Origin of the sequence: Pseudomonas sp. GM79 (assembly GCF_000282495.1) — a bacterium.
Lineage (GTDB): Bacteria > Pseudomonadota > Gammaproteobacteria > Pseudomonadales > Pseudomonadaceae > Aquipseudomonas.
In genome coordinates this window covers 88,648-115,238 of record NZ_AKJE01000049.1, presented here as the reverse complement: position 1 = coordinate 115,238, position 26,591 = coordinate 88,648, and the positions used below count along the sequence as shown (strand labels likewise).

Annotated in this window: 18 protein-coding genes and 2 pseudogenes; 15 read left to right on the top strand and 5 right to left on the bottom strand. The window is 52.0% G+C overall.

Annotated elements, in window-relative coordinates; translation table 11 throughout:
• The first annotated feature begins 205 nt into the window (after positions 1-205).
• Both PMI36_RS14285 and PMI36_RS32025 read left to right on the top strand, forming a co-directional pair.
• Positions 206-421 (top strand): hypothetical protein, encoded by a 216-nt coding sequence (locus PMI36_RS14285; RefSeq protein ID WP_008072282.1) that lies wholly within the window; start codon positions 206-208, stop codon positions 419-421.
• Positions 422-583 (top strand): annotated as a pseudogene (locus tag PMI36_RS32025) (LysE family translocator); the annotation flags it as partial. It abuts the gene before it with no gap.
• A gap of 95 nt (positions 584-678) precedes the next feature.
• On the opposite strand, the gene PMI36_RS30650 reads toward PMI36_RS32025, so the two are convergent.
• Both PMI36_RS30650 and PMI36_RS31455 read right to left on the bottom strand, forming a co-directional pair.
• Positions 679-1,518, bottom strand: coding sequence for a C1 family peptidase (locus PMI36_RS30650; protein ID WP_008072281.1), 840 nt, complete (start codon positions 1,516-1,518; stop codon positions 679-681).
• 140 nt (positions 1,519-1,658) lie between these two features.
• Positions 1,659-2,093 (bottom strand): hypothetical protein, encoded by a 435-nt coding sequence (locus PMI36_RS31455; RefSeq protein ID WP_157214951.1) that lies wholly within the window; start codon positions 2,091-2,093, stop codon positions 1,659-1,661.
• 1,078 nt (positions 2,094-3,171) lie between these two features.
• On the opposite strand from PMI36_RS31455, the gene PMI36_RS14290 reads away from it, so the two are divergent.
• From PMI36_RS14290 to PMI36_RS14305, 4 genes are all read left to right on the top strand, one after another.
• The gene (locus tag PMI36_RS14290; RefSeq protein WP_008072280.1) at positions 3,172-3,393 is read left to right on the top strand and encodes a hypothetical protein; all 222 of its coding nucleotides are present in this window, start codon (positions 3,172-3,174) and stop codon (positions 3,391-3,393) included.
• A gap of 1,141 nt (positions 3,394-4,534) precedes the next feature.
• Positions 4,535-4,753: a hypothetical protein gene (locus PMI36_RS0129625; protein ID WP_032830442.1), complete on the top strand. Its 219-nt coding sequence runs from the start codon at positions 4,535-4,537 to the stop codon at positions 4,751-4,753.
• A 247-nt stretch (positions 4,754-5,000) separates the two neighbouring features.
• Positions 5,001-5,393, top strand: a complete 393-nt coding sequence (gene parS, locus PMI36_RS14300; RefSeq protein WP_238543575.1) for a type II RES/Xre toxin-antitoxin system antitoxin — start codon at positions 5,001-5,003, stop codon at positions 5,391-5,393.
• A gap of 915 nt (positions 5,394-6,308) precedes the next feature.
• Positions 6,309-7,325, top strand: a complete 1,017-nt coding sequence (locus PMI36_RS14305; RefSeq protein WP_008072276.1) for a metallophosphoesterase — start codon at positions 6,309-6,311, stop codon at positions 7,323-7,325.
• Positions 7,326-7,901: 576 nt separating this feature from the next.
• On the opposite strand, the gene PMI36_RS14315 is transcribed toward PMI36_RS14305, so the two are convergent.
• Positions 7,902-8,867 carry an endonuclease gene (locus tag PMI36_RS14315; protein WP_032830441.1) on the bottom strand — a complete coding sequence of 322 codons (966 nt, stop codon included), beginning with the start codon at positions 8,865-8,867 and terminating at the stop codon, positions 7,902-7,904.
• A gap of 1,154 nt (positions 8,868-10,021) precedes the next feature.
• Between PMI36_RS14315 and PMI36_RS14320 the strand changes: the two genes are divergently transcribed.
• The 5 genes and pseudogenes from PMI36_RS14320 to PMI36_RS0129620 all read left to right on the top strand — a co-directional run.
• A complete protein-coding gene (locus PMI36_RS14320) occupies positions 10,022-11,455 on the top strand; it encodes a J domain-containing protein (RefSeq protein ID WP_008072273.1) in 1,434 nt (477 codons plus the stop codon).
• A 247-nt stretch (positions 11,456-11,702) separates the two neighbouring features.
• Positions 11,703-12,110, top strand: coding sequence for a hypothetical protein (locus PMI36_RS14325; protein ID WP_008072272.1), 408 nt, complete (start codon positions 11,703-11,705; stop codon positions 12,108-12,110).
• A gap of 589 nt (positions 12,111-12,699) precedes the next feature.
• The gene (locus PMI36_RS14330; RefSeq protein ID WP_008072271.1) at positions 12,700-14,655 is read left to right on the top strand and encodes an ATP-dependent nuclease; all 1,956 of its coding nucleotides are present in this window, start codon (positions 12,700-12,702) and stop codon (positions 14,653-14,655) included.
• Complete coding sequence (locus PMI36_RS14335; RefSeq protein WP_008072270.1) at positions 14,652-16,319, top strand: UvrD-helicase domain-containing protein; 1,668 nt, start codon at positions 14,652-14,654, stop codon at positions 16,317-16,319. The genes PMI36_RS14330 and PMI36_RS14335 overlap by 4 nt, the downstream gene beginning before the upstream one ends.
• A gap of 1,163 nt (positions 16,320-17,482) precedes the next feature.
• Positions 17,483-17,977 (top strand): annotated as a pseudogene (locus PMI36_RS0129620) (restriction endonuclease); the annotation flags it as partial.
• 61 nt (positions 17,978-18,038) lie between these two features.
• On the opposite strand, the gene PMI36_RS0129615 reads toward PMI36_RS0129620, so the two are convergent.
• Together PMI36_RS0129615 and PMI36_RS14340 are read right to left on the bottom strand one after the other, a co-directional pair.
• A complete protein-coding gene (locus PMI36_RS0129615; protein ID WP_032830440.1) occupies positions 18,039-18,701 on the bottom strand; it encodes a histidine phosphatase family protein in 663 nt (220 codons plus the stop codon).
• A gap of 258 nt (positions 18,702-18,959) precedes the next feature.
• Positions 18,960-19,832 carry a helix-turn-helix transcriptional regulator gene (locus tag PMI36_RS14340; RefSeq protein ID WP_008072267.1) on the bottom strand — a complete coding sequence of 291 codons (873 nt, stop codon included), beginning with the start codon at positions 19,830-19,832 and terminating at the stop codon, positions 18,960-18,962.
• Positions 19,833-20,015: 183 nt separating this feature from the next.
• Between PMI36_RS14340 and PMI36_RS14345 the strand changes: the two genes are divergently transcribed.
• The 4 genes from PMI36_RS14345 to PMI36_RS14360 are packed head-to-tail and all read left to right on the top strand — an operon-like array spanning position 20,016 to position 26,501.
• A complete protein-coding gene (locus PMI36_RS14345; RefSeq protein WP_008072264.1) occupies positions 20,016-23,741 on the top strand; it encodes an ATP-binding protein in 3,726 nt (1,241 codons plus the stop codon).
• The gene (locus tag PMI36_RS14350; protein ID WP_008072262.1) at positions 23,738-24,400 is read left to right on the top strand and encodes a hypothetical protein; all 663 of its coding nucleotides are present in this window, start codon (positions 23,738-23,740) and stop codon (positions 24,398-24,400) included. Before PMI36_RS14345 ends, PMI36_RS14350 begins: the two co-directional genes overlap by 4 nt.
• Entirely contained in the window at positions 24,397-25,638 is a 1,242-nt protein-coding gene (locus PMI36_RS14355; RefSeq protein ID WP_008072261.1) for a hypothetical protein, read from the top strand. Before PMI36_RS14350 ends, PMI36_RS14355 begins: the two co-directional genes overlap by 4 nt.
• Positions 25,635-26,501 (top strand): DUF7281 domain-containing protein, encoded by an 867-nt coding sequence (locus tag PMI36_RS14360; protein WP_008072259.1) that lies wholly within the window; start codon positions 25,635-25,637, stop codon positions 26,499-26,501. Before PMI36_RS14355 ends, PMI36_RS14360 begins: the two co-directional genes overlap by 4 nt.
• Positions 26,502-26,591 lie beyond the last annotated feature (90 nt).

The following is a 26,591-nucleotide window of genomic DNA, read 5'->3' as shown; positions in this document are numbered from 1 at the left end:
TCATTCGGGCAAGGCCCGGCTTAATGGTAGCGCTTTAGCTACATCACGGATTGGCCCGACAAGCGTAATTGACACCTCACGGGGCACCCCTCCAGCTAGCGTCAAATGAGCCGGAGCCGGTGATTCAAGCCAGTTCGTGCAGCTGAAATACTGATGAAACATTCTGGCCATATGATTCGCGTCACTGAAATCCAGGGAGTTGGATATGAATCGACCATCAAGAAGCATGCGCAAACTGCTCGACGCCGTTGCCACCAACAATGAGGCAACGGCGCTTGATGTGATGCGTGCTGCTGAGCAGCTCCAAGACGAAGTGCTACGCCAACGGTTGCTGAACTTGATTCATCGGCTCAACCAAGACGCTATTGACTTACGAATGGCGCGTGACGATATCCAGGGCGGAGCCATAAAGCTCGCGTGATCGGTCTCGGTGACCTCTCTTAGTGTGTATGCCGCACTGGTTTCTGCGGCCAAGGGCGTGTTGACCCGTCTCGAACTATTCCGGTGGGTCAGCCGGGTAGTTGGGTCGATGTTCATCTGCTTCGGAGCAGCCATCCTGACCCTGCGTCGACAGGCTGCATAAGAAGAGGGTGGCTAGGTACCGATTACCGCAGCACAGGCGCCAAAACATCACCACTGATTTGATGCAGAGCCTGCCTCTTTTTAAGCCAGGGTAGGTTACCAGCCAACCATTGCTGTATCACTAAACATATCAATATATTGGTATGGGATTGTTCCATAACCGTTGTCGCCCCAAAAACTACCCCAGCTATTCTTAAACAAAAAACGGCCAGTGGTGTTATCCCAACCACATATTGCAATGCAATGCCATCCACTTGTGTTTGGAGGAGTCATTGTTTGTATAAACTGACTAACCAAAGCAGGAGGAGGCATAGTGATTTCACCTGACCAAGGCCAAGCATCAAGTACAACTGGAACGCTTACAGATACCGGTTTACGGCGGGCGAAAATATTTTGCTGAAGAGAAAAAGTCATTGGTAGTCCTGGACTTTTCGGCAAACTGGATGAGCTCCGCATAATATTAAGAATATCAGCTCGTGGTCTTTGATAGATAAATCCTATTCCGCTGTATTTATATCGAGCAGCACCGCTTATATTTGGCGGAACTACCCAGCATGTTTGCATGGCATCATATTGCCAAAGAGCCTCGTCAACAGAACCCAAGCTACTGCATTGTTGATAGCCATGTATAAGCGCGAGACCTTCGCTACAGTCGCCATATGTCGTTTCTGCCTCGTGTGTTACAAGGGCCTCAGAAAGATCTCGCTGGTGCATATGCTCTAAGCATGCGACAACACAAAACGAAGTGCATGAGCCTTGACCTCCCTGATCCTCTACAGCGGTCATCTCGTTGCGAATGGAAAAAGTTGCTGGAAGCGGGGGCATTGTGAGTGCGTGATCAATTTTCGCCTCTTGAATGTTTAGCGCAACAAATTCATCATTTGTAGACTCTTTCAAGAGAAGTTTTATTGGTTTAAAGTAGTCCAAAACTGTCATGTCGTCCTCTGCTCATTGAATGCTCAAATTTTAGTATGTCGACCTTTTATAAGGTAAGCGTAAAAATAAAATAGCAACCAGAAGAACTCTCAATTAATTGCAGGTTGGCATTCCTGCACAGTCTGACGCGTAATATTCCCTTAACAGGCTGTAATTATAAAGCCATCTGCCCAATCGCATTTTTTCAGCAAAGATTCGCTTATGTTGTTCTTAGGCCCAAAGCTTAGTCCTCTGATGCGCATACACTCATCAGGCTTAACGTCATCAATATTTGCGGTATATGTTTTGCTACCTGGCTCACCTCTGGCGACTACAGTAATTGCCAAGAAAATTCTATTTGTGCATCCACTAGGCTTTCTGCTAAAAAATGAGGTTTTTTCACCGCCACGCAATTGGATTGCTCTAGGGCCATCCGTATCGCTTGATCCATCGCGATAGTAAAAATTTGCACCCGCGGAGACGATTACCACATCCCAACCAGCGGGCGTAGTATTTTCTAACACAAGCTCACATAGCCCAGTGAGAGTTCCCACATCAAATAATCCTACCGCCTCCGTCAATTGATCATCAGTCATATCTGACTCTCCTAATAATTTATAAAGCTTATCAGTGTGAATAAGGTTGTAATAATTAGTGGTATTCCCATGTAAGATACTTTTCTAGTTGAGCAAAAATTGCTCAATGCCCTCTGGAAAAATTAATGCTGCTTTCGAATCACTACGGGGTTGGCGATGCTACTTCGTCTACTTTAGAGCAATTGCAAGGTAGCGGGCAATTCAACCCTAGAGTACATTGTCCTGTATCTCTTCCGTCCGCATAACAATAAGACCTACAAATCTTACTATTTCCGAATGGCTGACAATTGTCACTGCAAAATCGTCCCCCGGGGCACGAAGCAGGTTTAATATATTCTGCCTGATTTTCTGATGTCGATGGCTGACTCACGCAACTAGAAATTAGTATTGCGAATACAGATAAGGTAAAGAGGCGAATTGATCTCATATGTTCACCCGTCAGCAGTTAAAAATCACTATAGATCGCAATTGGCCATCTTAAATTTTTCCCGACGAATGGTGTGGGTTGTAAAGGCTATGAAACAGATCACTTGATTTTAGGCTGTTTTTTCAGCATTCATTCTGAATGAATGCTACTGCGAGGCGTTAATAGTATCTAACCATAACTACTCAGAAGCACGTACTCATTGTCTTCGTCGACGGATTGATCAAACGGGTTTATATAGATTTTTCCTAAAAAATTGACCTTCAGTCTACCCCTCCTGGCCCCGCAAACTGGTATAAGAAATAGTGATATTGTTGCGTTCCCACGAAGCTCAATTGATCTGATTTTTATTTGTAAGTGCAAATTATTTTATTCAGTTTCTCTATTATATGATCATCCGCTCTTACCGAAATCGCCATCATGGTCAGCGACAGATTTGGGCGCCTGATGCCACCCCATCCGCGACGGATATATTTTGACAGCGTTGTGGCGCCACCGATTAAATTGTTTGAGATTATAATTTCAGCGCATCAGAATAGAGTGCTGTTAACAATATTCTAATAAAATATAACACTCTGCGAAAGACGTGCTAATCTTCGAAGGAGTTGTTACTGCACCACATATCCAAGTTAAATAATTTTACGGAGGAATGAAATGAGCATCTTGGAAAGATTACAGAAAGAAAGGGCACGAGCAAAGCTGAATCAACAGGAAACTTTGACATTTGAAATGACTGAGGAAGAGTTTGAAGTACTCGAATCTCTAGTAGCGATGGGCAATGGTGGAGACGTGGTAAACAATGGGTTGAAGCCAAACTCGCCACCTCCAAGTGTAAAAATAATGGTAAATGGGATGTTGCGAGAACTTAGTGGTTGACAATAAGTAGGCTGCATCTCATTTTTTAAATCGAGCGACATGCTTACCTATACTTTACTCGCGTCCCGTGCGGGCTTTGGCTCACCAGACCAATCTCAATCGTATCTATCTGATCGGGGGCGACCGTCAGAGACTTTGGACATTCGTCCACTCGAACCTCATCACAAGTCGCCTCGATGTTTACGCAAAACAGATAGCGGTACGGTGCGAGAAGGTTTTGGATTGATTCGAGATGAAGGAGTTTTACTTCGATGCTCAAGGCATGGTTGTTCTCACGTCTAGATCCATTGCTTCTGCGTCGACACCCGCAATGTGCTCGTGCGTATAGGCTCACAACGTAGTGTGAATCGTACTTGGTTTCGTATCACCATTGACTCCCTGAGCAGTTTACTGACTGAGTTCTCGTCGTACCGACCAGGCTGCATCTTGGCGATCAGCTACTAACGCTTGTGTGCAAACCGGGAAGGATATGCTTTGCAAACCAGGCTGGTAGGCCTACCTCTAATGTACGGGGGTTAGATGGAGGGCTCACCACGACGCCGAGGTTGATCAGCCTGTTGAGCTGATCGCTTGCGTCTTCAGACTGAAGTCCGGTAAAGATCACGAACTCAGAGCGAGGAAGCGCGCCCTGGATCAACAGAGCGAGGAATGCTGGCGCAGTTTCAAATTTGAGACCGGCCTCTGTTAAGCGCGGGGTTGTGCTGAAGGCATAAATAACAGATTCACGTAGTCTGGGACGACTCAGGGCTGAAGTCATGTAGTCCACCTCCTCATGGCAGACATCAAGCATGAACTCAATGAAGCCGAGAAGGGCTTTGTCAGTTCGCTGGACACCACCAGAAAGCTGAACATCTTGAGTGCTCTCAGTCGTGTTCGGGCAGCGTGATACTCCCCACGCCTTCGGATCAAGCCGCGAGAAAGTGACCAGAGTTGCGGATGTAACCGGAGCTGAGCCAAATGCTGGTGAGCGATCATTCTCGCCACAACCCCATTCCCAGCTGGAGTTTGTAGAAGGCGATAGTGGTGGGCTAGCGCCGCTACGATACGTCGACGAAGCTCTGGTACCGTCTCCAGCATGGACTGCGGGTTCGCTGAGTTCAGTGCATTCTTCAGAGCTTCAGGCTCTGTGTGGTAGCCGTCGATGATCCTTGAAAAACGGGCGTCAGTGTCCATCAACAGTCTGCTCAAGGACGCAGCGGTTTCAGGCGCGACCATGCCGGCCAGGAAAGCTGACTTCGTTACAAGCAAGTCTGCGCTCGCCAGCATTGACGGAGGAATCGAGTCGGGGAGGGCTGGTTTTGAGGCATTCATGGCGCTGACACTATCCATGCTTGAAGCGCTTGTCATGCAACAAGTGTAGATTTCGAAACGAGCGAAGCGGTGCGTGGTATTTCGTGGAAGTCACGAAAGCTCACAGGCTAGGATGAACTACCACCTCTCGATACCATGTCTTCCTGGGTCTGACCGATCCTACGTGGCGGGCAATGGGGATATCGCTAATTCGGGCCACCTGGCACGGCTTGGTGTTAGGTTTTCAGATGGAGGTGAAAGTGCTGTCATCGATTAAGGAATACCAACCAGGGCCCCAGATCCCACAGAGCATTTGGATGACACTCGGGCTGCCGTCACGCGGTACCAGGCTTCATGATCTAGTTCGCGAAGGGTTGCCTTTCGAATTCCTTGACCGGATAGCAAGCCTACTTCAGGTACAGCGAGGGGATATCTCCAAGGCTATTTGCGTGTCGCCCGCAACGATGGCGCGAAGAGTCAAAGCAGGGCGGTTCAACACCTTAGAAAGCGACCGCTTGGTCGCATTGGTAGCTGTCTTTGAGGAAGCCTTTTATCTGTTCGAGAACGATGTCGCCGCAGCAACGGAATGGATGAGCACACCGGTGCGGGGGCTCGGTTCGAAGCGTCCACTGGATATGATAAATACGAGGGTGGAGACGAACGCTGTGCTTGACCTTATTGGTCGCCTAGAGAGGGGTATTCTTGTGTGAGATTCGATAGACGACTTGTTGGGCTGCGGAGCTAAAGCAACTTTTGCTATCGCTTCTTCGGGCTTAAGCCCAGCTCGACCCCAAATCTTCACATGCCCTGGGCGAGTCACTCCACAGTTGGCCCGTCATGATTGATTCAAGAAGCGTATTACGGATGCCTTATTTCACCTCGGCGTTGCCAAGCTGTCCGGATCCCAGGCCTCAGTCAGCTCGTCTAATCGCCCATTCGGGCCACGCCCGGCTTGACTTAGGTCTTTCGGAAGAGCAGCCCTCATATTGAGGTGCCAGTGAGCCAGTTACGCAGTGGGGTTTGAATGACAGTTTTGAGCTCTTGACGCTGTATTCATTGGCTTGTGACGCTTTTCTGGTTGTAACTCTACGACTGTTACGATGCATAAAATCACGTTACACCGCAGCTATCGGGCTTGCTGGCGAAAGGTTAAAACTGACGAAATTGGAGAGCGATCCTTGGCTGAAATCGTGGCTCCGAGAGCCCTATTTTGTGCAGAGCTCGTCGATAAAACTCTCTTGGCCAGACAAGTCGATTTGGCATTTGACTGTCCATCTGCCGTCACTGAACACGAGCTGACAACACCAGCAATTTCTAAACGGTTCCCGTACATCGAAGGCTCGGAATTCACGCATGAGTTCGTATGAGCAAGCGTGGTTTCCATGCTTTATCAGCCAAGCCGCGACTCCGATGAATTTGGGTGCGGGCTCAGAGTGAGAGGAGCAATTGATTCAAGCAAGTACTTCCCACGGCTGTCGTTGAAAAAAGTTGAGCTGACGGGCGGATAATGGTGTTGTGACCGCCCGGCCAATGCACCTTGCTAGAGCTTGGGGATCCTGCTGGGAAAGGAGACAATACCTCCATCATGCCAAAGTAACGGCTGATTCTCCGGAGTACATGTGCGCATGAAGCAGAAGCTGTTGAGGCTCCCCCGCAATGAACATGGTCGTGACTTCGTCGTCGGCGACATTCACTTCAAAACCATTGATCTGCACAAGGGGCTCCGGGCGCTTGGCTTCAACAGCGCGGTCGACCGAGTCGTCGCCGTTGGGGATTTAATTGATCGTGGGCCAGGCGTGCTGGATGGTCTGAAGCTTCTTGGTGAACCTTGGTTTTTCACAGTGTTGGGCAATCACGAGCAGATGCTAATCGACGCCTACCGGGCGAATCCAGTAGCTCGCTACTCCGCACACGGGGCTGGGTGGTGGTCGACCATCGCCGACGAATCGAAAGGAATGATCATTGAGAAATTTGAGAGCCTTCCTACCGTAATCGAGATCGAGTCAGCGCGCGGGACTGTCGGTGTCGTCCATGCTGATATTCCCGCAGGCATGTCCTGGAAGGAATTCGTCGGGAGTTTGGACAATGCCCAGATCGAAGAGTTGGCTCTGTGGGGAAGGGAGCGGGTCATCAAGCACTATCGGGCTGGCGTCCAAGGCATCTGGCGAGTATGCACAGGCCATACTTGGATTCCTCACCCTTTGCGTCTCGGAAACTTTCTGGCGCTGGATTGCACGGGAGGTGGGGAGGGGGCATTAGCCATTTACTGCGTCCAAGACGACACGATTTACGTGGAAGGTCGATCCGTTTCACTGGATAGCGCAGAGGTAATTACAGAGCAGCTCCACGCTCTCGAGCAGACGCTAACCGGCCTAACGACCATGACACACAGTAATAAGCTGATTGAATCGCAGACCCTGAGTCTTGAAGCTGAGAGTCTCGTTAAAAAGGTCAACTCTGCCTGGCTAGCAATGAGGGACGAGCTGACGGATTCTCAGCAACTGATCAATGCGCTCCACGGCATTAGCCTTCTCACTGGCGAACGTAAAGCGGCAAAGTTTGAGGAGCTGAAAGCACGGTATGAGGGGACGCAGATCGAGCAGCTACTAGAACGCCTTCTTGGACAAGAGGCTTATAAGTAACCAATGACCGCGAACATTTCGATCTTGTCGGTCGATAGGAGAGGGAGGGGGCGGAGGACGGGCACCAAGCTGTTCAACGCCTACTATCTCAACGACATATTTTATAAATCCGGATAGTCATCAAGCTTAAGGCTAGGAGCGCCTCCGTCCTCCGTCCTCCGGCTCGCGCTTAGGCGTATGTATCACTCCAGCCTCGGCATCTGCACGCATCTGCTCGAGCTCTTTGTGAAATGCCTTGTCCTGAACCGTGGGTTTGCTGGTGTACGGTTTTCTGTCTGGTACAGGTTGGGCCGCATAGGTCGTTACCGCTTCTGGGTCGTGCTGTAGTTTCTCTTGGACTTGCGACTCCAGCAGTGCACGGAGCGCGTCTTTGTCGGGACGGGTAAGCAATTTTTACTCCTAATTGGCAGTTAGCGATCGGCTCATTGGATGATTGAAGAAGGGCACCCAAGCATTAGCTGCGACCGCCTGTGGTGAATGACTTTATCAGATGAAAAAAGCAAACAGGGCGCATATGCCAGTCACATATTGGGTGGCGGCCTCGGTTTCGCAAGGCCGGGCTTCAACGAGAAACAACTATTTGCAGTTGCCTGCTTTGCGATATCCCGCCGCCTGAGCTTCAGATTCTGACGTGAAGGAGATCTGATTTTTCGCAGACACCTGCCCATAACCAGGGCACCCCATCGAGAGGTGGTAGACCTGGCTTTTCCGATTGCCAATGATCGAACCTACTCCGCTCGCGCTCGCTAGGGTTGGCTGAGCTGGCGCGCGCGGGGGATTAACAGGAGCGGCGCTAACCACACCGTCACCAACTGCCTTGTATCCTTGCGACCATCGACGCTCGCCAGTTACGAATGGATTGGAGTGCCCCATGATTGCTGCGATGCGCCTATCACGCTCTTTCTCCCAAGACGAAACTGGGTGCTGCTTGTCCCAAGCCATCAGTAGCTGTTGCTGCTGACGAGACATGCTCAGCTTGTATCTGTCGAACATGTAAAAGGTTGTTCTCGCGACAAGCCCTTTGACTTCGTCACGCGGTTCCGCTGCGCGTTGATCGAAATCGACTCGCGTCTTGCACTGCCCATACTGCGGCGCTACCCCAGAGGCCATGCCGTAGTTGAAATTGCTACGGTCGCCATTCACCTCCCCAACAGATGGGTAAAGGTTGAACAGGTCTGCTTCCATTGCTCGGAACACAGGATCATCGTCCACACAGTGCTCTCTACCACCATTCTTCCAGCATTGACGTTGGTTGCCGAATGTCCAGGCTGGAACTATGTGTTCCCACTCAGTCCGCTCTGCCCGATTCTCTTGCTTTCTGGCCTTAAGGCCACATGACTCAGCATCGATACGACCACCTGATTTGCCAACCCACGTCCATTTGCACCCGCAATAAAGTTCGCCCATGGAGCTGTTCGCTTGGTCGAGGTAGATCTTCTGCTTTGCGACGACCTTGGCTTCGGAAAAGGTCGAGGGAGGGCTTGAGAAGGCGGGGGTAATTACCGAGAGGGCTAGCGCTACTACGGAAAGCAGTTTTTTCATTGGAAAGCTTAAGCAATTGAGAAGAAGCGAAGTATACGCACGACTCAATGTCCACCGAAGGGCAACTGCCCAATGCGAAGATGCATGTGCGTCGTGGAGCGTAGGTTGGGCCGTGTCGGCACTGGTCATGCCGAGCACCATGCGTATGTGGTGGGGGGGAAGATGGCCGGCTGCCGCTTCGGCACAAGGGCGCGGAGTCAGCACTTTGAGCTAGGAAAGAGTGGCAGCACCGTCTGATTCAGTTAGCGATAACAGCAGCGCCAGGCAGTCACTAAAAAAATATTTTGGCAGTGCCCCTTGAATCCAAAAAACGAAATCGGAGTTCTTATTTGATAGCAAAACAAAAGCAGGGATCTTGCAGTCTCGCCCAATCCTGGCAACCAGAAATTTTAGGTCAGTCGACTCGATTGATTTCTGCTGCTTTTGCCTAGGATCCGGTTCTTTGGCAATGAAAAGTGAAGGCCGCAGTGAACGCCTAACTCGACTCGTAGAGAAGGGCAGGTCGCTTATTCGCGACGTGAGTCGCGGCTAGCTTTTTAAGCCACCTGAAATCTTTGGAGAGCGCAGCCAGGGTTTCCTGCATTTATAGAGATCAAGATCACCTGGTGACTTGGGTTATCGACGGCGGTAAATCTTGTGTCGTTCAAGGTGATTACGGCTGCATCGGAAAGGCTGGCGCTTGCAACAAATCGGGTTCCCTCATCGGTACAGTTTAGAGGTTTCACCCCCATATCCATTGGTTTGTAACGTACTTTTCTCACTGTAACGTTGGGTGTGTTACATCGCACAAAACTGCGTTACACGTAGCCTCTGTGCGCTTCAACTGCGTGATGCAGAACACCTCGACAGTACTCTTTCAGCCCCGTCATGCCCTGAGCGATCGTTCCTAGGCTCACCTGGTGGTGCCTGGCCATGGATCTTTCGATCGCACTCACAGCAGGTAAGAGATCAACACAACTTCCGGATTGAAAATAGGAGCGTGAGTCCGAATAGATTTGATCCTTCTGAATGGTGGCGATTTGCCCTAGAATCAGTTCGAACCAATTTGGTTACAAACAGTAAGCTAGATATGGCACGACGTAAGGGACTTTGATTCTTGTCGATGGCCACATCATGCGTACGAAAAAACTAAAACAAGACAGGGATGTGGCGTGATGGGCAGCAAGGATCCTAAGGGCTTCTACGCCATTCTTGGAGTAAATACTGAGGCTGATGGGGCATCGATCAAAGCTGCTTATCGCCGGCGAGCGATGGAGCTACATCCAGATCGAAACGCGTCAACTGGTGCCACCAGCCAATTTCAGCATCTTAATGAAGCCTATGCCGTACTGAGTGAACCAGAGTCTCGAGCCGAATACGACACGATGTCAGTGGAGACGGCAGACGAGGGCACCGCGCAAGCGTTCGAGGTTCCCGATCCGATCGTCTGCTCATGTTGCGGCAAAGTATCTGCGCAGCCTCGGTATGTGATCTTTTTGAAGGCCAAAAGCTTTTTGGTTTTCACACTACGCTCAATGAGCCAAGGGATTTTTTGTAGCCCTTGCGCCGAAAAGAAAGCACTTCAAGCATCTGCGATTACCTGGACGCTGGGTTGGTGGGGTGTTCCGTGGGGCCCGATATATTCCATCCATGCCCTTTGGGTGAATTTGCTCGGAGGGAATCAGCCGGTATTACCTAACGCACGATTGGTTGCACATCAGGCATGGTATTTCGCGGCCTCAGGCCGTCCAGATATGGCACGCGCGGTCGCCATGGACGCGCTTAGCTTGGCGCAGAAAATCCCTCGTAAGAAAAAGTCCGGCGGTGGATACGTCGATGATGAAGGAGCCAAGTTACGTGCAACTATTGAAGCTTTTTTAACCGCGCTCGGCGGCGACAGTGTCCGCCTCAGGAATGCTTGGAGACTTACGCAGCGTCGGTTTTTTGTGCAGTTAGCTGTCGTTGCTGTGGTTGTCACCGGCATTACCTCAGCGGTGATGAACGCGCAGACGCACACTTATTCGCCACCTCGAGGCCCAAAGCCATACCTATCTGAAGTTACTGCGAATGGCGATCAAGGCAAGCTGACTTCGCCCACTGGACTACCCGCATCAAACGCTGTTGGGACAGTCACAACTCGCCAACCTGTAGCTCAAGCGTCCACCACGAATGCCGGCACTACTGCTAAGCGAGCTTGGACGCGACCTGCAAAGGCGCCAAATGGGCAACCGTGGCCAACCCAGGCGTCTTATGTAAAGGGTTACCCTCAAACCAATTCCAACGGGCTTTCTACTGTCACCATCGACAATGGGCAAAACAGTTCAGACGTCTTTGTAAAGCTCGTATCTCTAACCGGAAACTACGCCAAGCCAGCTCGCTTTGTTTTCATTCCCGCACACGGTCGTTTCACGATCAAAGCGGTCACGCCTGGTAGCTATGATGTGCGCTATAGAGATCTTGTCGCCGGCTACCTTTCCCGCTCTGAACAATTCACGCTTGAGGAGAAAAAGACGTCCAGGGGCACGCAATACAGCGACCTCACGCTCACTCTGTATAAAGTCCAGAACGGCAACATGACGACCTACAATCTTGCCGAGGACGAGTTTTGAATCTGAGGCGTTTTTGATAGGACTAGGCATCGCGCGTTTCCAATTCCAGCCAGCAGGTGATACGCGAGTAGGTCATCTCCCATGCACTTGCATCGCGAATGTCAGCTCAGCTATCGGATGCGCATGATTTGGTGGGGAATGCTGAGTTTTTTGAATTCACCGACATTGATGATGGCTTTTTGCCTTATCATCACGACACCTAAAAGCAACCTGCAAAACACAGAATACCGAATCAAGGATTGCTCCAATGTTCAAACACCCTCTCACTCGAGTCACTGCTTGCGCAGTCCTGTCCATGATGTGCTCCGGCATTGCTCTGGCTGACAGCCGAACCTGCTCCGACCCACAGGTCAAGGAGGCGCTGACTCTCAAGGCTCAAAATTCCCGCAACAGCTACGTCGACATGCTTAACCGACAAGGCCGCAACGTCTGGGCCAAAGTTTCAGGCATCCACGAAGTTGAGAGCCTTTCGAACAACAAGGAGTCAGGGCGCAAAAAATGCTTCGCCAAGGCGTCCGTGGAGTCCAACATGGGCATGCTGGCGCAGCCTGTGTGGATGACTTACACCCTTGGCCAATACGATGACGGCAAGCAGTACACGGACATTCACGTGATGTCGGCGGACGAGCGCCAAAATTTCTCTCGCGATCGCTGATTTTTGGGCATAACTCATGATTGTAGAGGGGGCACCGACCCGTGATTTCGCACTACGGAAAGGTAATTTTGCCGCAACTAGCGGAATAGGTGCGTCGTGAGCGATGCAATCAAACCTCAGCGATGACGTTCTACATTGTATTGGTCTCTTCCTTCCGTGTTTCTGTCCCCTGAGATGTGCTCACTGCCGAAGAGCCCCAGCCATCCGTGCGGGGGAGGTAGTTGATTCGGGCCAACGTGGCCCGGCTAGGCTTACAATTTGTTAGAGCACTGTATGCCGCCGCTGACCGCGCACGTTTACCCTCGCGTGCTTTAGAGCGTCCAGGGCGATCTTGATAGTCTCTGTTGCAATTGCGCTTGCTAGGTAGGCATCTCACCCTTCCGAGCTCTTGCATTATGGCCCGTTAGGATCATTCAACGGTGAATCCTGCCATCGCTAGATACTCTAGCGTTGAAACGTTTTTTGCCACTCTTTGGCTATTACTGCCTGACTGCTTGGGCTAGGATTGGCTCGCTGCATTCTCATTTACAGCGGAGCGTGCCTGAGAGCCTGGGCCGCCGGTCATCGTTAGCTAGAAAGGATTCGAGCGTTGGTACTCAAGCAGATGCGCGTGTGTGGTTTTCAATCGTTCGGCGCAAAGCCGGTTACTATCGATTTCCGAAAACTAACCTTCCTGATTGGGCCTAACGGCTCCGGCAAAACTGCAACGTTGCAGGCGCTCTGCCGCCTTTTTTCAATCGACCCCAATCAACGGCGGCTGCGAAAATCTGATTTCTTCGTCGCACATGATGAGGAGGAGAGGCCGGACAGTGAGAGAACGTTGTGGATCGAGGCAGATTTTTATTTCCCCGAAATTGCCGATGAGACGAAAGAACACCCGACCATCCCATGCAACTTTGGGCACATGCGGCTGGACAACATCCATGGCGTACCGCGCGTGCGGTACCGTTTGGACGCCTCGCTAGGGTTGGACGATGAGATCGAGCAAACCTTGCGCTATGTCTCTGAGGTCGACGAGGATGGGAACCCAGTCGCAACATCTCCGGTACCACGCGATGAGCGGAACCAAATTCAGGTGCACTACCTACCTGCGCGGCGTGATCCGGCAGAGCACATCGCCTACGGAACCAATGCGCTTCTTGGCCGGCTGTTGCGGGCGGTAAACTGGGCAGAGCAACGCGAAAAAATCAGCCAGCTTTCCGCAGACATTTCCGAGAGCCTCAGTACGAATCAATCAGTCATCAACCTTGGAGACGGAATCGCTAAGGTCTGGGGCAAGCTGCATAAAGGCAAATTTTTCAAAGACCCCAGCCTAACCTTCGTGACCCATGAGATCGAGGCGCTGCTAAGGCATCTCTCGGTGTCTTTCACACCAGGTCATGGTGAGCAGCAGGTTGATTTCTCTCGCCTCAGTGACGGGCAGAAGTCGATGCTGTATTTGACCTTGGTACTCACTTCCCAGGCAATCGGTAGGGCGGTGCTGAAGGGGGATGATGACTCGTTCGACATGGACAAGCTCAAGCCTGCCGTATTCACGTTGATAGCGCTTGAAGAACCTGAGAACAGTCTCTCTCCTCATTACCTGGGTCGGATCGTATCGTCCTTGAAGGCTCTGGTGCTAGCTAAGGGGAACTCAGATGCTCAGGCAATGATCGCCACGCATGCCCCATCGATGCTGCGTCGCGTTGAGCCTGAACAGATTCGGTATCTCCGGCTCGACGATTCGCGCTGCACGGTCGTGACTAAGATTTCGATGCCCCCAAAGGCTGGTGAGGCCTACAAATTTGTCAGAGAAGCAGTACAAGCATTCCCCGAGATCTATTTTTCTAGGCTGGTCGTGCTCGGCGAGGGTGATAGCGAAGAGATTGTGCTGCCGCGTTTACTGGCCGCAGAGGGGCTCATGGTAGATGAGGCCGCTGTGTGCATCGCGCCGCTTGGGGGACGCCATGTGAACCATTTCTGGCGCCTTTTGAGCAGGCTCGAAATTCCATACGTGACCCTGTTGGATCTCGATGTAGCAAGGCACGGTGGAGGGTGGGGGCGGATCCACTATGTTGCGACCCAGCTAAATTATCACCGTCCTAACCAGGGATACATGCCCGACGACCAGCTCGAAAAACTCCCAAGCTGGAATAATCCTAAATATAAACTTCTAAAAGTTGAAAAAGATCGTGGCTTCAGGAGCTATATCGCTGAGCTGGAACCATTTGAAGTTTTCTTCTCCAGCCCAATGGACTTGGATTTCGCCATGCTGCGCGCTTTCCCAAAGGCCTTCGGGATCGAGGCCAAACACCTTGTGACACCGAAGGTCGGCCAGGTCAGATCGGTGCTGGGTGACAGCTTTTATGACGAGAAGCAGTACACCGTGTCAGAGCGTAGTTATTTTGCTGCGTATCACAAATTGTTCAAGGTGGAGAGCAAGCCGAAATCGCACATCGAAGCCCTCTCCAAGCTCACTGATGATGATCTAAGGGAGGCGATGCCGCCGTCGCTCAAGAGACTGGTCAAGCATATAATCAAGGTGGCCAAGGAGCTTCACGAGTGATCAAGGTCGAAGCCTGGAAACCATCCGATGGAATCGTGCTTGAACCAAACGCAGAGATTGCAGCGAAGGAGCAAAAGCGCTGCGTGGCCTTGACTGCGGGCCCTGGTTCTGGGAAGTCAGAGTTGCTCGCTCAACGTGCCGACTTCTTGCTGACGACAGGCGTGTGCCGTTATCCAAACCGTATTCTGGCCATTGCCTTCAAAGTCGACGCCAGTAACAACCTGAAGGAGCGCGTCCGGCGTCGATGCGGCGCGGCGTATGCAGGTCGGTTCGATAGCTACACATTCCACGGATTGGCGAAAAGGATTGTTGAGCGCTTCAGGCCAGTGCTATCTGGCGACGATGCTTTGAACCCCGGTTTCAAAGTTGTCGCCAAGGGCAAGGCTCATCCTGTTCAGACGGAGTTCAAGGAGCTCATCCCGCTTGCCATTAAGATTCTGGATGCCTACCCGGCGGCTGTTAACGCAGTACGCCAGACCTACAGCGATGTCTTCCTGGACGAATTCCAAGACTGCACAGATGAGCAATACGAGCTTGTTACGAGGCTATTTAAAGGATCAGGTCGTCGTGTAACTGCCGTGGGAGACGTGAAGCAAAAAATCATGGGGTGGGCCGGCGCCTTGGATGGGGTATTCGCCGAATTCGTCGATGACTTTGAAGCCTTGCACCTCAACATCTATCGAAACTTCCGTTCGCTGCCGCACTTGCTGAAACTCCAGAACGAGATCATCAAGGTTCTAGATCCAGACTCAGAAATGCCGGCTCAATTACTCGCCGGTGAGGGTGGCGAGGTGCACGTGTTGTCCTATGCCGATTGTGAGGAGGAGGCTAGCGATTTAGCAGAGCGCATCGCCCACTGGGTCAACGTGGAAGGCATCGATCCTGCCAAGATCGCCATACTCACGCGCATCCAGCCGGAGGCTTACTGTATGCGACTGACGGCTGAGCTAGACGATTGGGGGATTAGCTATCGAAACGAAAACAAGGCCCAAGACATTTCGACTGAGCCCATCGCCCAGGTCATCGTGGATTACCTATTGTGCATCTACGGGCTAAGAGAGCCTAAAGCTTGGACTCGTCTCACCCGTCGCATCATTCCGGTAGAAGACGATGCAGAGGGGAAGCTGAAGTCCAATTGGAGCCGCTACATCAAAGAGGCGCGCAAGTCTGCTTCAGCCGATTTGGCGACCAAAACGTTCACCCAACGATGGACGCTTTTGGAGGAATTCCTCGCGATGGTTGGGCCGACCCTGTTGGCTGGGCTGTCCCATGATTACGAATCCAGAGAAACCCTTCGCGACCTTATCGCGGAGGTTAAGAAATATATTGATGAAGCCTTGGAGAGAGAGCCTGATCTTCTGAAAGCATTGGCACAGCTGTCTGATGACCAGTCGATCCGCATCCTAACCGTGCACAAGAGCAAAGGGCTGGAGTTTGATACGGTGGTTTTGCTAGGTGTCGAAGACCAAGCCTACTTCGGCAAGGATCATCACGAGGTTCAGTGCACTTTTTTCGTTGGCGTATCGCGCGCGGAAAGACGACTCATTGTGACAACGGCTCATCGCAGAGAAAACCTTGGGCAGGTTAACTATTGGAAATCATCACGCACTGCCCAGGAAGAGTTCTTGGGGTACGTAAACCTTTGGAAGACCTACTCTAACTAAATCCAGGAAATTTGATGGCTGTCACGGAGCGCTGGAGATACAAAACTTCATCCTTTCCTTGCAAACATCGGGTACCTTGCCTGCTGCGAGGTTTGTCAAGCCTCCACCTATTGCGGCCTGCCGATTTCCAGAAGCTGGATTGCCTTGATCCCATGTCTCAGGGAGACCTTGCTACGCATCCGGGGAAGCAAATCAACGCAGTGGTATCCGGTTAATGAGCGCCCGCCACCTTACCTTAGCAACCACTAAGTCCCGGTCGAAATAGAACAGGAAATGCTGTCGACCGGTGACACTTTCTAGGTAGGGAACACTAATAGCAGCTTCCCCAGTGAGCAATGCTGGCAAGTCTCGCGCTGGAAACAAATCAAAAATCAGCAGGCTGCGCGCACCTTGCCCTCAAATACCCCGGTGCTTTGCAGGAACTCTGACTGAGAAATCCTCACTCCGCGAGGCACAGCAGAAACACTACATTTCAAACACCTACATCAGGTGAACGTTGGACGAAAGAAGCGCGGCGGACGGCGTTTGTGGAGCTGTTCATCAATGATGAATAGATCCAAGGCCACTGAATAATGCGAGGCCTCCACCTATACCCCATGCGACCAGCCCAAGCTCGAAGGTAGCGGGCACATACACCCAAATGTTGAGCTCAGCCATTGAGGCATCAAACCAAAAATCGCGAAGCCAATCATGGCACTGATTAACAAACCCACCTTCATAGCGTTATCTCTCTCTTTGGCGATGGAGCCGCGAACTAACTCCGCTCTCCATCCAAGACAGACATGGTTATCCCGCCCAACAAATGACTTGCAAAACGGGCAAATCCAGCATTCCTCCTGCTCTTCATCATCCGCTGGCAATTGCCTCGGTGGGCCTTCTACTTCGTCGTCGGTCTCCTGCTCTGCGTCATGCTTCCAACTGAGCAATCGATGTAATGAATACCGCTTGGGGTCTACACAATCATCCGGGCGCAGATCTGACACAGCCGGATACCATTTCTTATTGAGCTTCGCTCTTGCGGTGTCATCGACTCATCAAACCGGGGGCCGCCATAAGCTGCGGCTGTATGTGGGCGCCGATGCCGATCCGCGTTGCTTTTTAGGGATTGAAATTGGGGCCAGTCGTTATCTTTCTGCGATCTGGCGCGGAGCATCTGTTCCCAGCTCCTTCTTGTACAGGCTTTTCGAAATGGCTTGAGTCTTTGCGAGGAGAAGTATTTCGACATTCTCGTCGAGCGATTGGGTCTCAGCTCGAGCATTTCAATCCCAACCAATTCATCACCATGCACCTGGTGGGATGCAATGGACGGATTTCAATTCGAAGCCTTCCTGGTTGAAATCTTCCAGACCATTGGCTATGAGGTCAAAGAGACCAAGAATACTGCTGACCAAGGTGCAGATCTTTTCGTAAGCCGCTTCGGGAAAAACATGGTGATCCAGGCCAAGAATTACTCTGGTTCGGTTGGCAACGCGGCTGTCCAGCAAGCCATTTCCGCTAAGGCCTTCTATGGTTGTGACGAGGCCATGGTTGTCACGAACTCCTACTACACAAAATCCGCGAAAGAGTTGGCCGGTACCTCAGGTGTTTGGCTGATCGACCGGGAAGGGCTTCAGAGCTATCTGGACGACTACAATCAGAAACTCATCGAGGTCTTCTAAGCCGAGGAAGAAAGCTATTAACGTTGCCGTTGTATGTGCATCGTGGAAGCGATCATGTCGCTCACGGCGACAGCGCGAGTTGTGAGAACGAACCATCTGAGCCTACTTGACGGCTTATTCGCCAGGCATCATCGGCTGGATGCCTGTCAAGAAGGTAGCCACCACACTTGGGCACGTGGTTCGTGATCTCATACTCACGCCAGTCAGCCATAGCTCGGCCATCAATGCATTGCGGCTTGCGCTCGATTAGCCAGGCAACGGCGTTAATGAACTGACCATGCGAAAATACTGCGATTTCTTGGGCAGGATGCACTGCAAGGTGATCCAAGAAAGACTGGGCTCTATATATGAAGTCTAGAAACGTCTCGGCGCCCGGCCCATCCGTGAATGCAGGGTCTGACCTAGACCAATATGCTTCGACCCAGGCCCGCCGTTGAGGGACAGTCGTGTTGGTACATCGCGCAGGCTCAAGGTAGGTGAATTCTTGAATGGGCCACGTCTCAAGCGGGGTGGAAGGGAAGGCAGCTATGGTCGCTTTCGCGGTCGCCTGCGCTCTTAAAAACGGGGATGCAACGATCAAAGCCGGAGCATGGGTGAGCGACCGAGCCATCAGATGGGATTGTTCAACACCCTTAGGTGTTAGAGGAATGGTCGCGTGATCCAAACTGGCTTCGCCAGCATTGGCGGCACTTTCTCCGTGGCGTATTAGCCTGACATGCTTCACTGCCCAAATACTCGCACACCAGCGGCCATTCGCTTCTCCCCCGATTCGCTAAGGTATAGGCAGCTGGCGTATACCCGTGAACAAGGATACACCGTGGTCACGTGTACAGATGAGAACACGCTCACCCGGAGATCCCAAGATCTTCGGCTACTCCAGGCAATCATGCAAACGTAGCGCGCAGACCCGCAGGGCCATGCCGCGATGTGAGTGATTTTTTTACATACCCAAACTGCGCCTAAACAGCTGATCGCCCTCGCTCTAGTAAAGCCAGGGGCTCAATTCATCCATGTTCGCAACCACAATCTGCTGTGCCATCGGCTTCATGTGCATTTTAGTGGTATCGATCTGGTATCGATGCAAAACGTATTGAACCAGAGCGCCGCGGGTCTCGATTACGAGGCGCCCATCTTCCATTCCGTAGTCGGCTTCAATGATTGCACGCTGCCCAGCTTTAAGCCTTGGGTCTGCTTCCAGGATCACTGTTGCCGGCGTCGTCCACCCAGGGTCTAGCAGGCGAGTGTGCTCTGTGAAGTCGTTCATTAACTCAGGAATTCCGCGAAACCGGCTCAGCACAAAATCACGAAATTCATCATTTTTCTCGCAATACGCCCGGACATGCCAACGCATGCCAGTGTGAATGAGCGTGTGAGGCGCTATAAGCCGCGTTTCGCCTTCTGGCGTCCGGAAAGACGCGTACTCGCATTCCAATCTCTGGCCCTCCCGGCAGGCCTTCAGTAGCGGCCGAAGCACCTCGGGACGTATGGATCGGTCTGGTACATCCAACACATCGATGTGCGCATACGCCAGCGTTAAACCTTCGATGTGCGGGGCTCGCTCGTGGTTCTGATTTAGGAGATGAAGGTACGCGCTGGCGCTATCTTTCATGAATAGCGGCTTGAAGTGTTTGCTAGGTACATAGCCCTTGAGATGCTTGTCGTAAACCAGATTTCTCGGGGCATGCTCATCAATGTAGGTATTGATGTCTTTCGAGGCTTGCTGGCGGCTGATACCGAAACTTTGCATCAGGTGGTTCGTAGTCAACCGGCCTTCCCACCATGCGACTGTCTCGATCAACCTGTACCTCAATGCCAGATCCCAGCGCACGGACTCGATGGCTTTACCCCGTTTCATGACGACCTCCATCTGCTTGAAAAGTTTACCTGTATACGTAAACACCATGGATGTGTCGTCTATATCTACATATCGTTGTTGCACAGAGCAAGCACCATGGAAACGAATTGGTGCTTATTTTTGGCAACTGCCGAGCGAGAAATCGGCTGTACTGCCTTAGGGTTTAAGCGAAAGAGGCGTCCGATGTCACAATTAATCAAGATCGTCCTGATCGATTCGCTTTGCGCGGGAGCCAAAGCAGAGCTCGTTATGGACGGAAACACCAGCGTCACCGGTGAAAATGGCATCGGGAAGTCATCGTTCATCAAATTGATCCCTGTATTCTACGGCGCTTCTCCTGGACGCTTGGTGAAGGCGAGCACCAACCGTGAGAGTTTTGCGAACTGGTACCTGCCAAGGGCATCGAGCTTTATCGTTTTTGAGTACCTCAATTATGCCGGCAACGCACGCTGCGCGATCATGCACCGTAGCGGGGAGGGGTACTCGTACCGTTTGATTTCAAACGCCTGGAGCCCTGAGCTTTTGTACCGTGATTACGAAGCAGGTCAGTTGGTGTTGCCAAGTGATCTACACGGTCGTCTTACACAGCTGGGTATCTCATGTTCCCCTGAGCTACAGCCGTATCACTACCGGCAAATCATCCAATTTAACAGCGGCACAGCTCATCTCGAGAAAATCACCGACGCCGGCAAGCGTAAGCTCGTGGTGAGCCTCCGTTCTGGTTTCTCGCTGGCACCGAAGCGGAAGGATTTCAATGGCATCGATTTGGTAACGCTGGCGCTAATAGAGAGCGGTGGTACCTTCGATACCATGAAAGCGACCATGGCCGAGATTCTTCAACAAGACAACGCTGATCCCAGTCGCACTTTGATGATGCTCAACGCACAACCCTTCAGAAGTGTTGTCGACAACCGTGCTGGCTATCTACTGATGGATTCGCTCAAGCCAGACATCTTTGAATTGAATCTCCAGTCCCATGAGTTTCGCGCCGTCGTACGGCAAATGGGGACACAAAAACGCCGCGTTCTGATGCTGGATGAAAAGCTGAGAGAACGTCAGAACATTCGAGCCGCGGCCTTGGCTGAGCTACATGGCGAAGACGATCAGTTACAAAAGCTGAATAGAGAGCGAATGGGTGACCTGAATGGTCAAAAGGGTGTAGCGACTGCCAATGTGGCGGAGGAGGACACCTGGCTCCGGAAATTCGAAAAAAAACTTGTCGAATACCAGGACAATCGTACTCAGGAGCTTTCGGAGGAATTTGATCAGCTTCCCGAGATACGAGACCAGTTGCACGTTAAACAGGAGCATCAGATCAAGTTAAACCGCCAAGGGGCAGACATCCGCACAGTCTATCAGGAGCTCGAAGCTGCAGCGAAACAGGTCGCCGCAGACGGCAAAGGTATTGCGTTCTCTAAGTACAAAGCAGCTTCACAAGGTATCCAGCAGCGACGAAACGAATTAGCCGCTAACCAGCAAAAGCAGCTTGATGAAACGCAAACTGCTCACGAAGGCGAGCTCACCGAGTATTCGCAGATACAGCTGCAAGCAACGGCCACTCATGCTCGCGAGGTTTCATACTCTGACCAGCTTAAAACCCTCCGCGCTCTTCCAGCAGCTCAGCGCCTGGTGGATGAATCTCAAGGTGGCATCAACGAGCAGATACTCGTTGTTGATGAACTCCAAAAGCTCCTCAATTCGATCTCAACAGAAGTCGACGGTTTGTCGCAGGAAAGGCAGGCACGAGCCGCGGAATACAGCGGTTTACAGTTGAGGAAGAATGCCCAGGTTGAGAGTCGGGATAACCTCAAGCGACAGATTAATGCTGGCGCTGAAACACTGCTCGGTTTCCTACGACGCCATCACCCTACTTGGACAGAAAATATTGCTCGACTCATCCCAGTCGAGACGCTGATGCGTACGGATTTAAACCCCGCATTCCTTGAGGAAGTTCAGCAAAATCTCTATGGGGTTGAGATCAACCTTGAGGTGCTCCCTCAGGCGGCGGTTGCAAGTACTCACGCTCTTGAAACCGAGATTGCTTCATTGACTGCTCAGATCCAGGCGCTCAGCACGGATATGGAGCTGATGGAGAAACAGCAGCGTGGAGTGGAAGATCGACTACGACAAGCTGGCGCTCGGGCATCAACAACTCAAAAAGACCTGAGCAGTGCATGCCTGGATTTGGAAATACTGAAAAGCGATCACACAGGACTGATTGACCGTGCCCGCGAGGAAGTGGTTCAAGAAACTGAAATACAAGCAGCACGCGTTTCGGAAGCCGCATCTCGGCTCGAGGAACTCACCACTCAGCAAGAAAACTTGAAGAAACGGCACAAGCGCGAGATTAACGATATACAAGCCGCGGGCGACAGTTCGCGATCGCAGTTGGATCAGGAACTGGCTCAAGTAGATCGAGACCAAGAAATCACTGAAAAACGCATCGATGCAACGCTAGCGGCATCACTTCACAACGCCAAAATAGATATGGAAGCTCAGCTTGTGTCCGCCGGAGTAGATGACACAGCGAGCAAACGGCTCAGCTTAGAAATTGCCGATTTGGAAAAGAGGGTGAAAAGCCTTCGGGATCAGGAGTCGCTGATCGATAGTTACCGGCTTTGGGTTAAAGAAACAGTACCTGCGGTACCTGATCGGAAAGCCGCTTTAGCTCGTGCCAATGCCGATCTTGATCGTATCAACCGTGCCGTCGATCAGTGGCAACTGGAGTTACAGGCTTCGCAAAGGGCGATCGTTGAGCGCAGAAAAGTATTGGTCACTCAGGGGCATGAAGATGACCTGGAACTCAACGCAGTGGCACGCGTCCTTCGGGAACTTAGTCAAATCGACGCAGCCGCGGAAGCTCACCTCGCCTCAACGTTGAAGGCATCAGACATCGAGGATGAGGTCGGCAAACTCCGTCGCCGTCGAACGGAATGTCACCGCAAGGGCACAGATCTATATCGTGAGATTCACAAGCGTTTCCAGAGGGATCGTTTGGTGCACACGCCACAGGGCGCAGCGATTGAACAAATCATGAATCATGCTGCGAATGCTACCTATGAGCTCGAACTCGCATGGTTGGAAGCCGCCCCAAATCTGCAGGAATACATTGAGATTTCTCATCCTGATCAAAAAACGAAGCTGATCATCCAAGCCAAAAACCTGTCAGACGAACTATGTGACAACCGCTCTAAGCTCCAGCAATTGCACCGAAGTATCCTGAAACTAGGCCGTGACGCGACGGCAAAAGCGAGCGAGGTTCTCAGCTCTTTTGCGCAGATTCGTCAATTCGAATTCAAGGTCTCATCACGAATCCATGAAATGTCGTTTTGGGATGACCTTACTAACTACGAACAGCAGTACAAGCGATGGAGCGGGATGGGGGGGGAGTACCTTCCAACTGATGGCTTCATGGAAGCACTCCGAACCATCGAACGCCAGATTGAAGATGGCGCCTTCACATCCAACCTGTCGGACTGTTTCGACGTGTCTGTCACGTGCAATGACCAGGGTAGGGTGAAGGTAGCGACAAACAACGCCGAGCTCATTCATCTGAGCAGTACCGGCCTGACAAAGATCATCGTCGCCATGATCTACGTCTCGCTATTCGAACTGCTACGGAATGAGGCAGATTTCCAGATGTCGATCCCGATCGACGAGGCCCTCGAGCTCTCACCTGAAAACTACGTTGCGCTGGTCAGCTACTTCAATGAACGTGGACTCTCCATGCTGGCCTGCTTCCCAGGAGGTGCACCTGAGCTTCTTCGGCAATTCAACAACCGTTACAGCCTGGAGCGCAGGGCAGACACCGACTCAATTGTGGTGAAGGAATACGGGATTGAAGAGATGGATGAGCTTGATGACCTGAATGATGCACTTGGAAATGATGGCGGGGAGGGTGCACTGTGAGCCCTTTGAGAGATGTCCTGAACAAGCTTCTTTCTGGCTGCTTCATCTGCCAGTACGCCTACCCCGAACTGCATCGGCAGTTGCGCAATGCAGAGTTTGCCGAGGGTGTCGAGAACGCGCTGGCGCCGTTAGGGCGGAAATTGGCGACACTCGGCGAACCCGAGGCCCCCGACACGTATTTCGCACGGTTCATTGACTTTTCTGAGCCGGTTGATCGTGATGCGGCCACCGCACAATTGGTCGAGCTGCGCGATCAGATACGTCCATGTCTCGATTTCATCCGTTTGATCAATCGTGCGGGGCGCAGTGAGACCTGTTTGGCCCCGGGAGACACTATCTCCTTCGCCGACATGCTCGATTCAATCGAGAACCACCCGACCTACCGTACGCAGCTTTGGGACTTGAGCGGGTACGACTTTTTCAGCAAGTCCAAGAGCGGCAAGGACAACAATGATCGGCTGAAGTTGGTGCTACGTGCATTGGCTGACGCTGGCTATATAGTGAAGCGCAACAGCGAGTCTGCCAACTACGTAGCCACAGGCAAAATGGGCTACGTGCATACCATCCTGGCATGGATAGCTGAATACAATTCGCTCAGCCTGGACGTCAGTACGAGTGAACCGCATGACGGTGAGCACCAAGGAGGGCTCAACTTGTGAAGGAGGCAGACTGGATCGAGTTGGGAGATTCCCTCACGCGAAATGCGACCTTTATCGAAGCATTGTCGATTGCAGACGAAGAAGGGATCGCACTGCCTGAGCGAAGGACAAAAGGCATTTCCTACCTTATGTCCAAAGGATTAATCGAAGAAGATGATGAGCTCTATTATCTCAGTGGCCTGCTTTTAGATGTAGGTGCGCAGATTTCACTTCAGGGATTCGAGCGAGCGGCTCCTGACTTGCAGGAATCCCTCATTGCCATTGAGCAGCACTGTGAGGCATACCATGAAGCCAAGGCATCTGACTCTTCCAGTGAAGCTGAGCGGCACCTGAAGCGTTTGACGCACAGCTGCCGCCAAGTCACCAACCATCTCCGGAACGAGCAAGCCCAGACGCGCGCGTTCATTGAGGGCGGTTACGGCTTCTCACCCCGACTCAAAGACCGGTTACGGGACATCAACAATGCAATTGGCCGCCTCAAGCGCCTGCACGAGAAGCTCGGGTTGTTCACTCATGTTGGCTTATCCGCCTTGACCAATAGCGATCGAGCATTGCGGCGCATACTCCTGGATAGCCTCCTCGGTGCCGTGTCGCGGATTCGTCTCGCTCTAGATGAAATGATCGGGCGCCTTGACCGGCTAAGTCTGGCGGTGCGCAAGCGCAACCATATGCGCCAGGTTGCTCACGCTGTCGATGTGTTCCTCCAGGCAGGAAACCCTATCGACTTGGAGCCTCTTTTTGACAGGAAGGATGCCGCTTCCTGGGTTCCAGCAGCTAAGATCGACTTGGCTGGTAGCGTCTATTGTGATGTCGATGCAGGTGAGAGCTTGGAGGCGCTTGAGCTACTGATTGCATCGCTTCCACCACCGAAAGCCCGACGGGCGGAGGAGCCGCCGAAGCCACGTGAATCGAAGTCCGTAGTTCCCAAAGACGAGCCGCCCAAGGTACTGGAAAAACCATTTGCTCGTGATCACCTCATGCACATGCTCCAGAGCCTGAACGAAACCAAACAACCTCAATCGGCCGTGGCGTATTGGGGGGAGCATGGGGATCCCGAGGTTTCCATGAGCATATGGCTCTATGCTCTTGATGGCTACGTACGACTACAGTCCGCGGTTAGCAAGGTACGACACAAACCGCTTAACTATCGGATAGTTCCGGTTTACGCGCCCTACCTTCGCGTGTCCGCAAACCGACGAGTCCTTGATTTGACTCTTGAGAGAGCGGGGCGGCTATGAGCATCTTTGGCAACATGAGAGCGATCAAACCCGTAGTAATCGCGATCCGACAAGACGCCAGGAAAGTTCAGATCAACGCTACCTGGTCACGGCTCAATAACGATTACAAAATTGGCAAGAAGCTTGGTAACAACTATCTGTCGCTGACCGAGGCCGATCTCCAAACCGTCCGTATGATGCTGAAGAAAGAAGCAGGCGTGGATGCGTTGAATGTCAGCCTCGAAGATCTAGAAGGCGATCGCCTGGCCGTCGCGAAAAAATCACGCAATGAGAAGCTAGCTCGCTTTAAGACCGGAGACCGAATAGTCATGGTTGCCTCGGTCTCTGGCCAACTGCAACTGGCTTCCGGAGTGTACAGCCACCCAGTTGGCGGAAGCCTCAGCGTTCCGGCAAAAGAACTCCACGGTCTTGATACCGTGATCTTGGTGGAGAACCAGGCTGTCATGTACGCGGTTCACGAGTACCGTTGGCCAAACGAGGTGAAGCACCTGCCCATGCTTTTCCGCGGAAGCCCACAAATCACCCCGGCGGCTGTTACTAAGGCCTTGTCCGGGGTTAAGCAGATCATATGCTTCCCCGATTACGACCCTCAAGGCTGGATGAATACCCTCACTGCTAGGGCCCACGGAATTGTGGTGCCGTCGATGAGCGAAATTGAAAGCATCGTTTTCAAGGAATGGGACAAGCCCCTGGACTACGCAAAGCAACACGTTGCCCGAGGATGGTTGGGGAGGGTGGATTTACCCCGTGTGCAAGATATGCTGAGGAGGGAGCTGGCTCTTTCGCAGGAGTCCATGGCGGGGATGGAACTGGAGTTTCTAGCGTTTGAGTCACCAGGAGGCTTCAGCAGTTCAGTGGCATAGTTGTTCGGTTGGTTCATCCGCCGAATAATTCAGGCAAACATGCAAGCGGAGCGCGCAGACCCGAAGGGTCATAGGGCACGAGGATGAAAG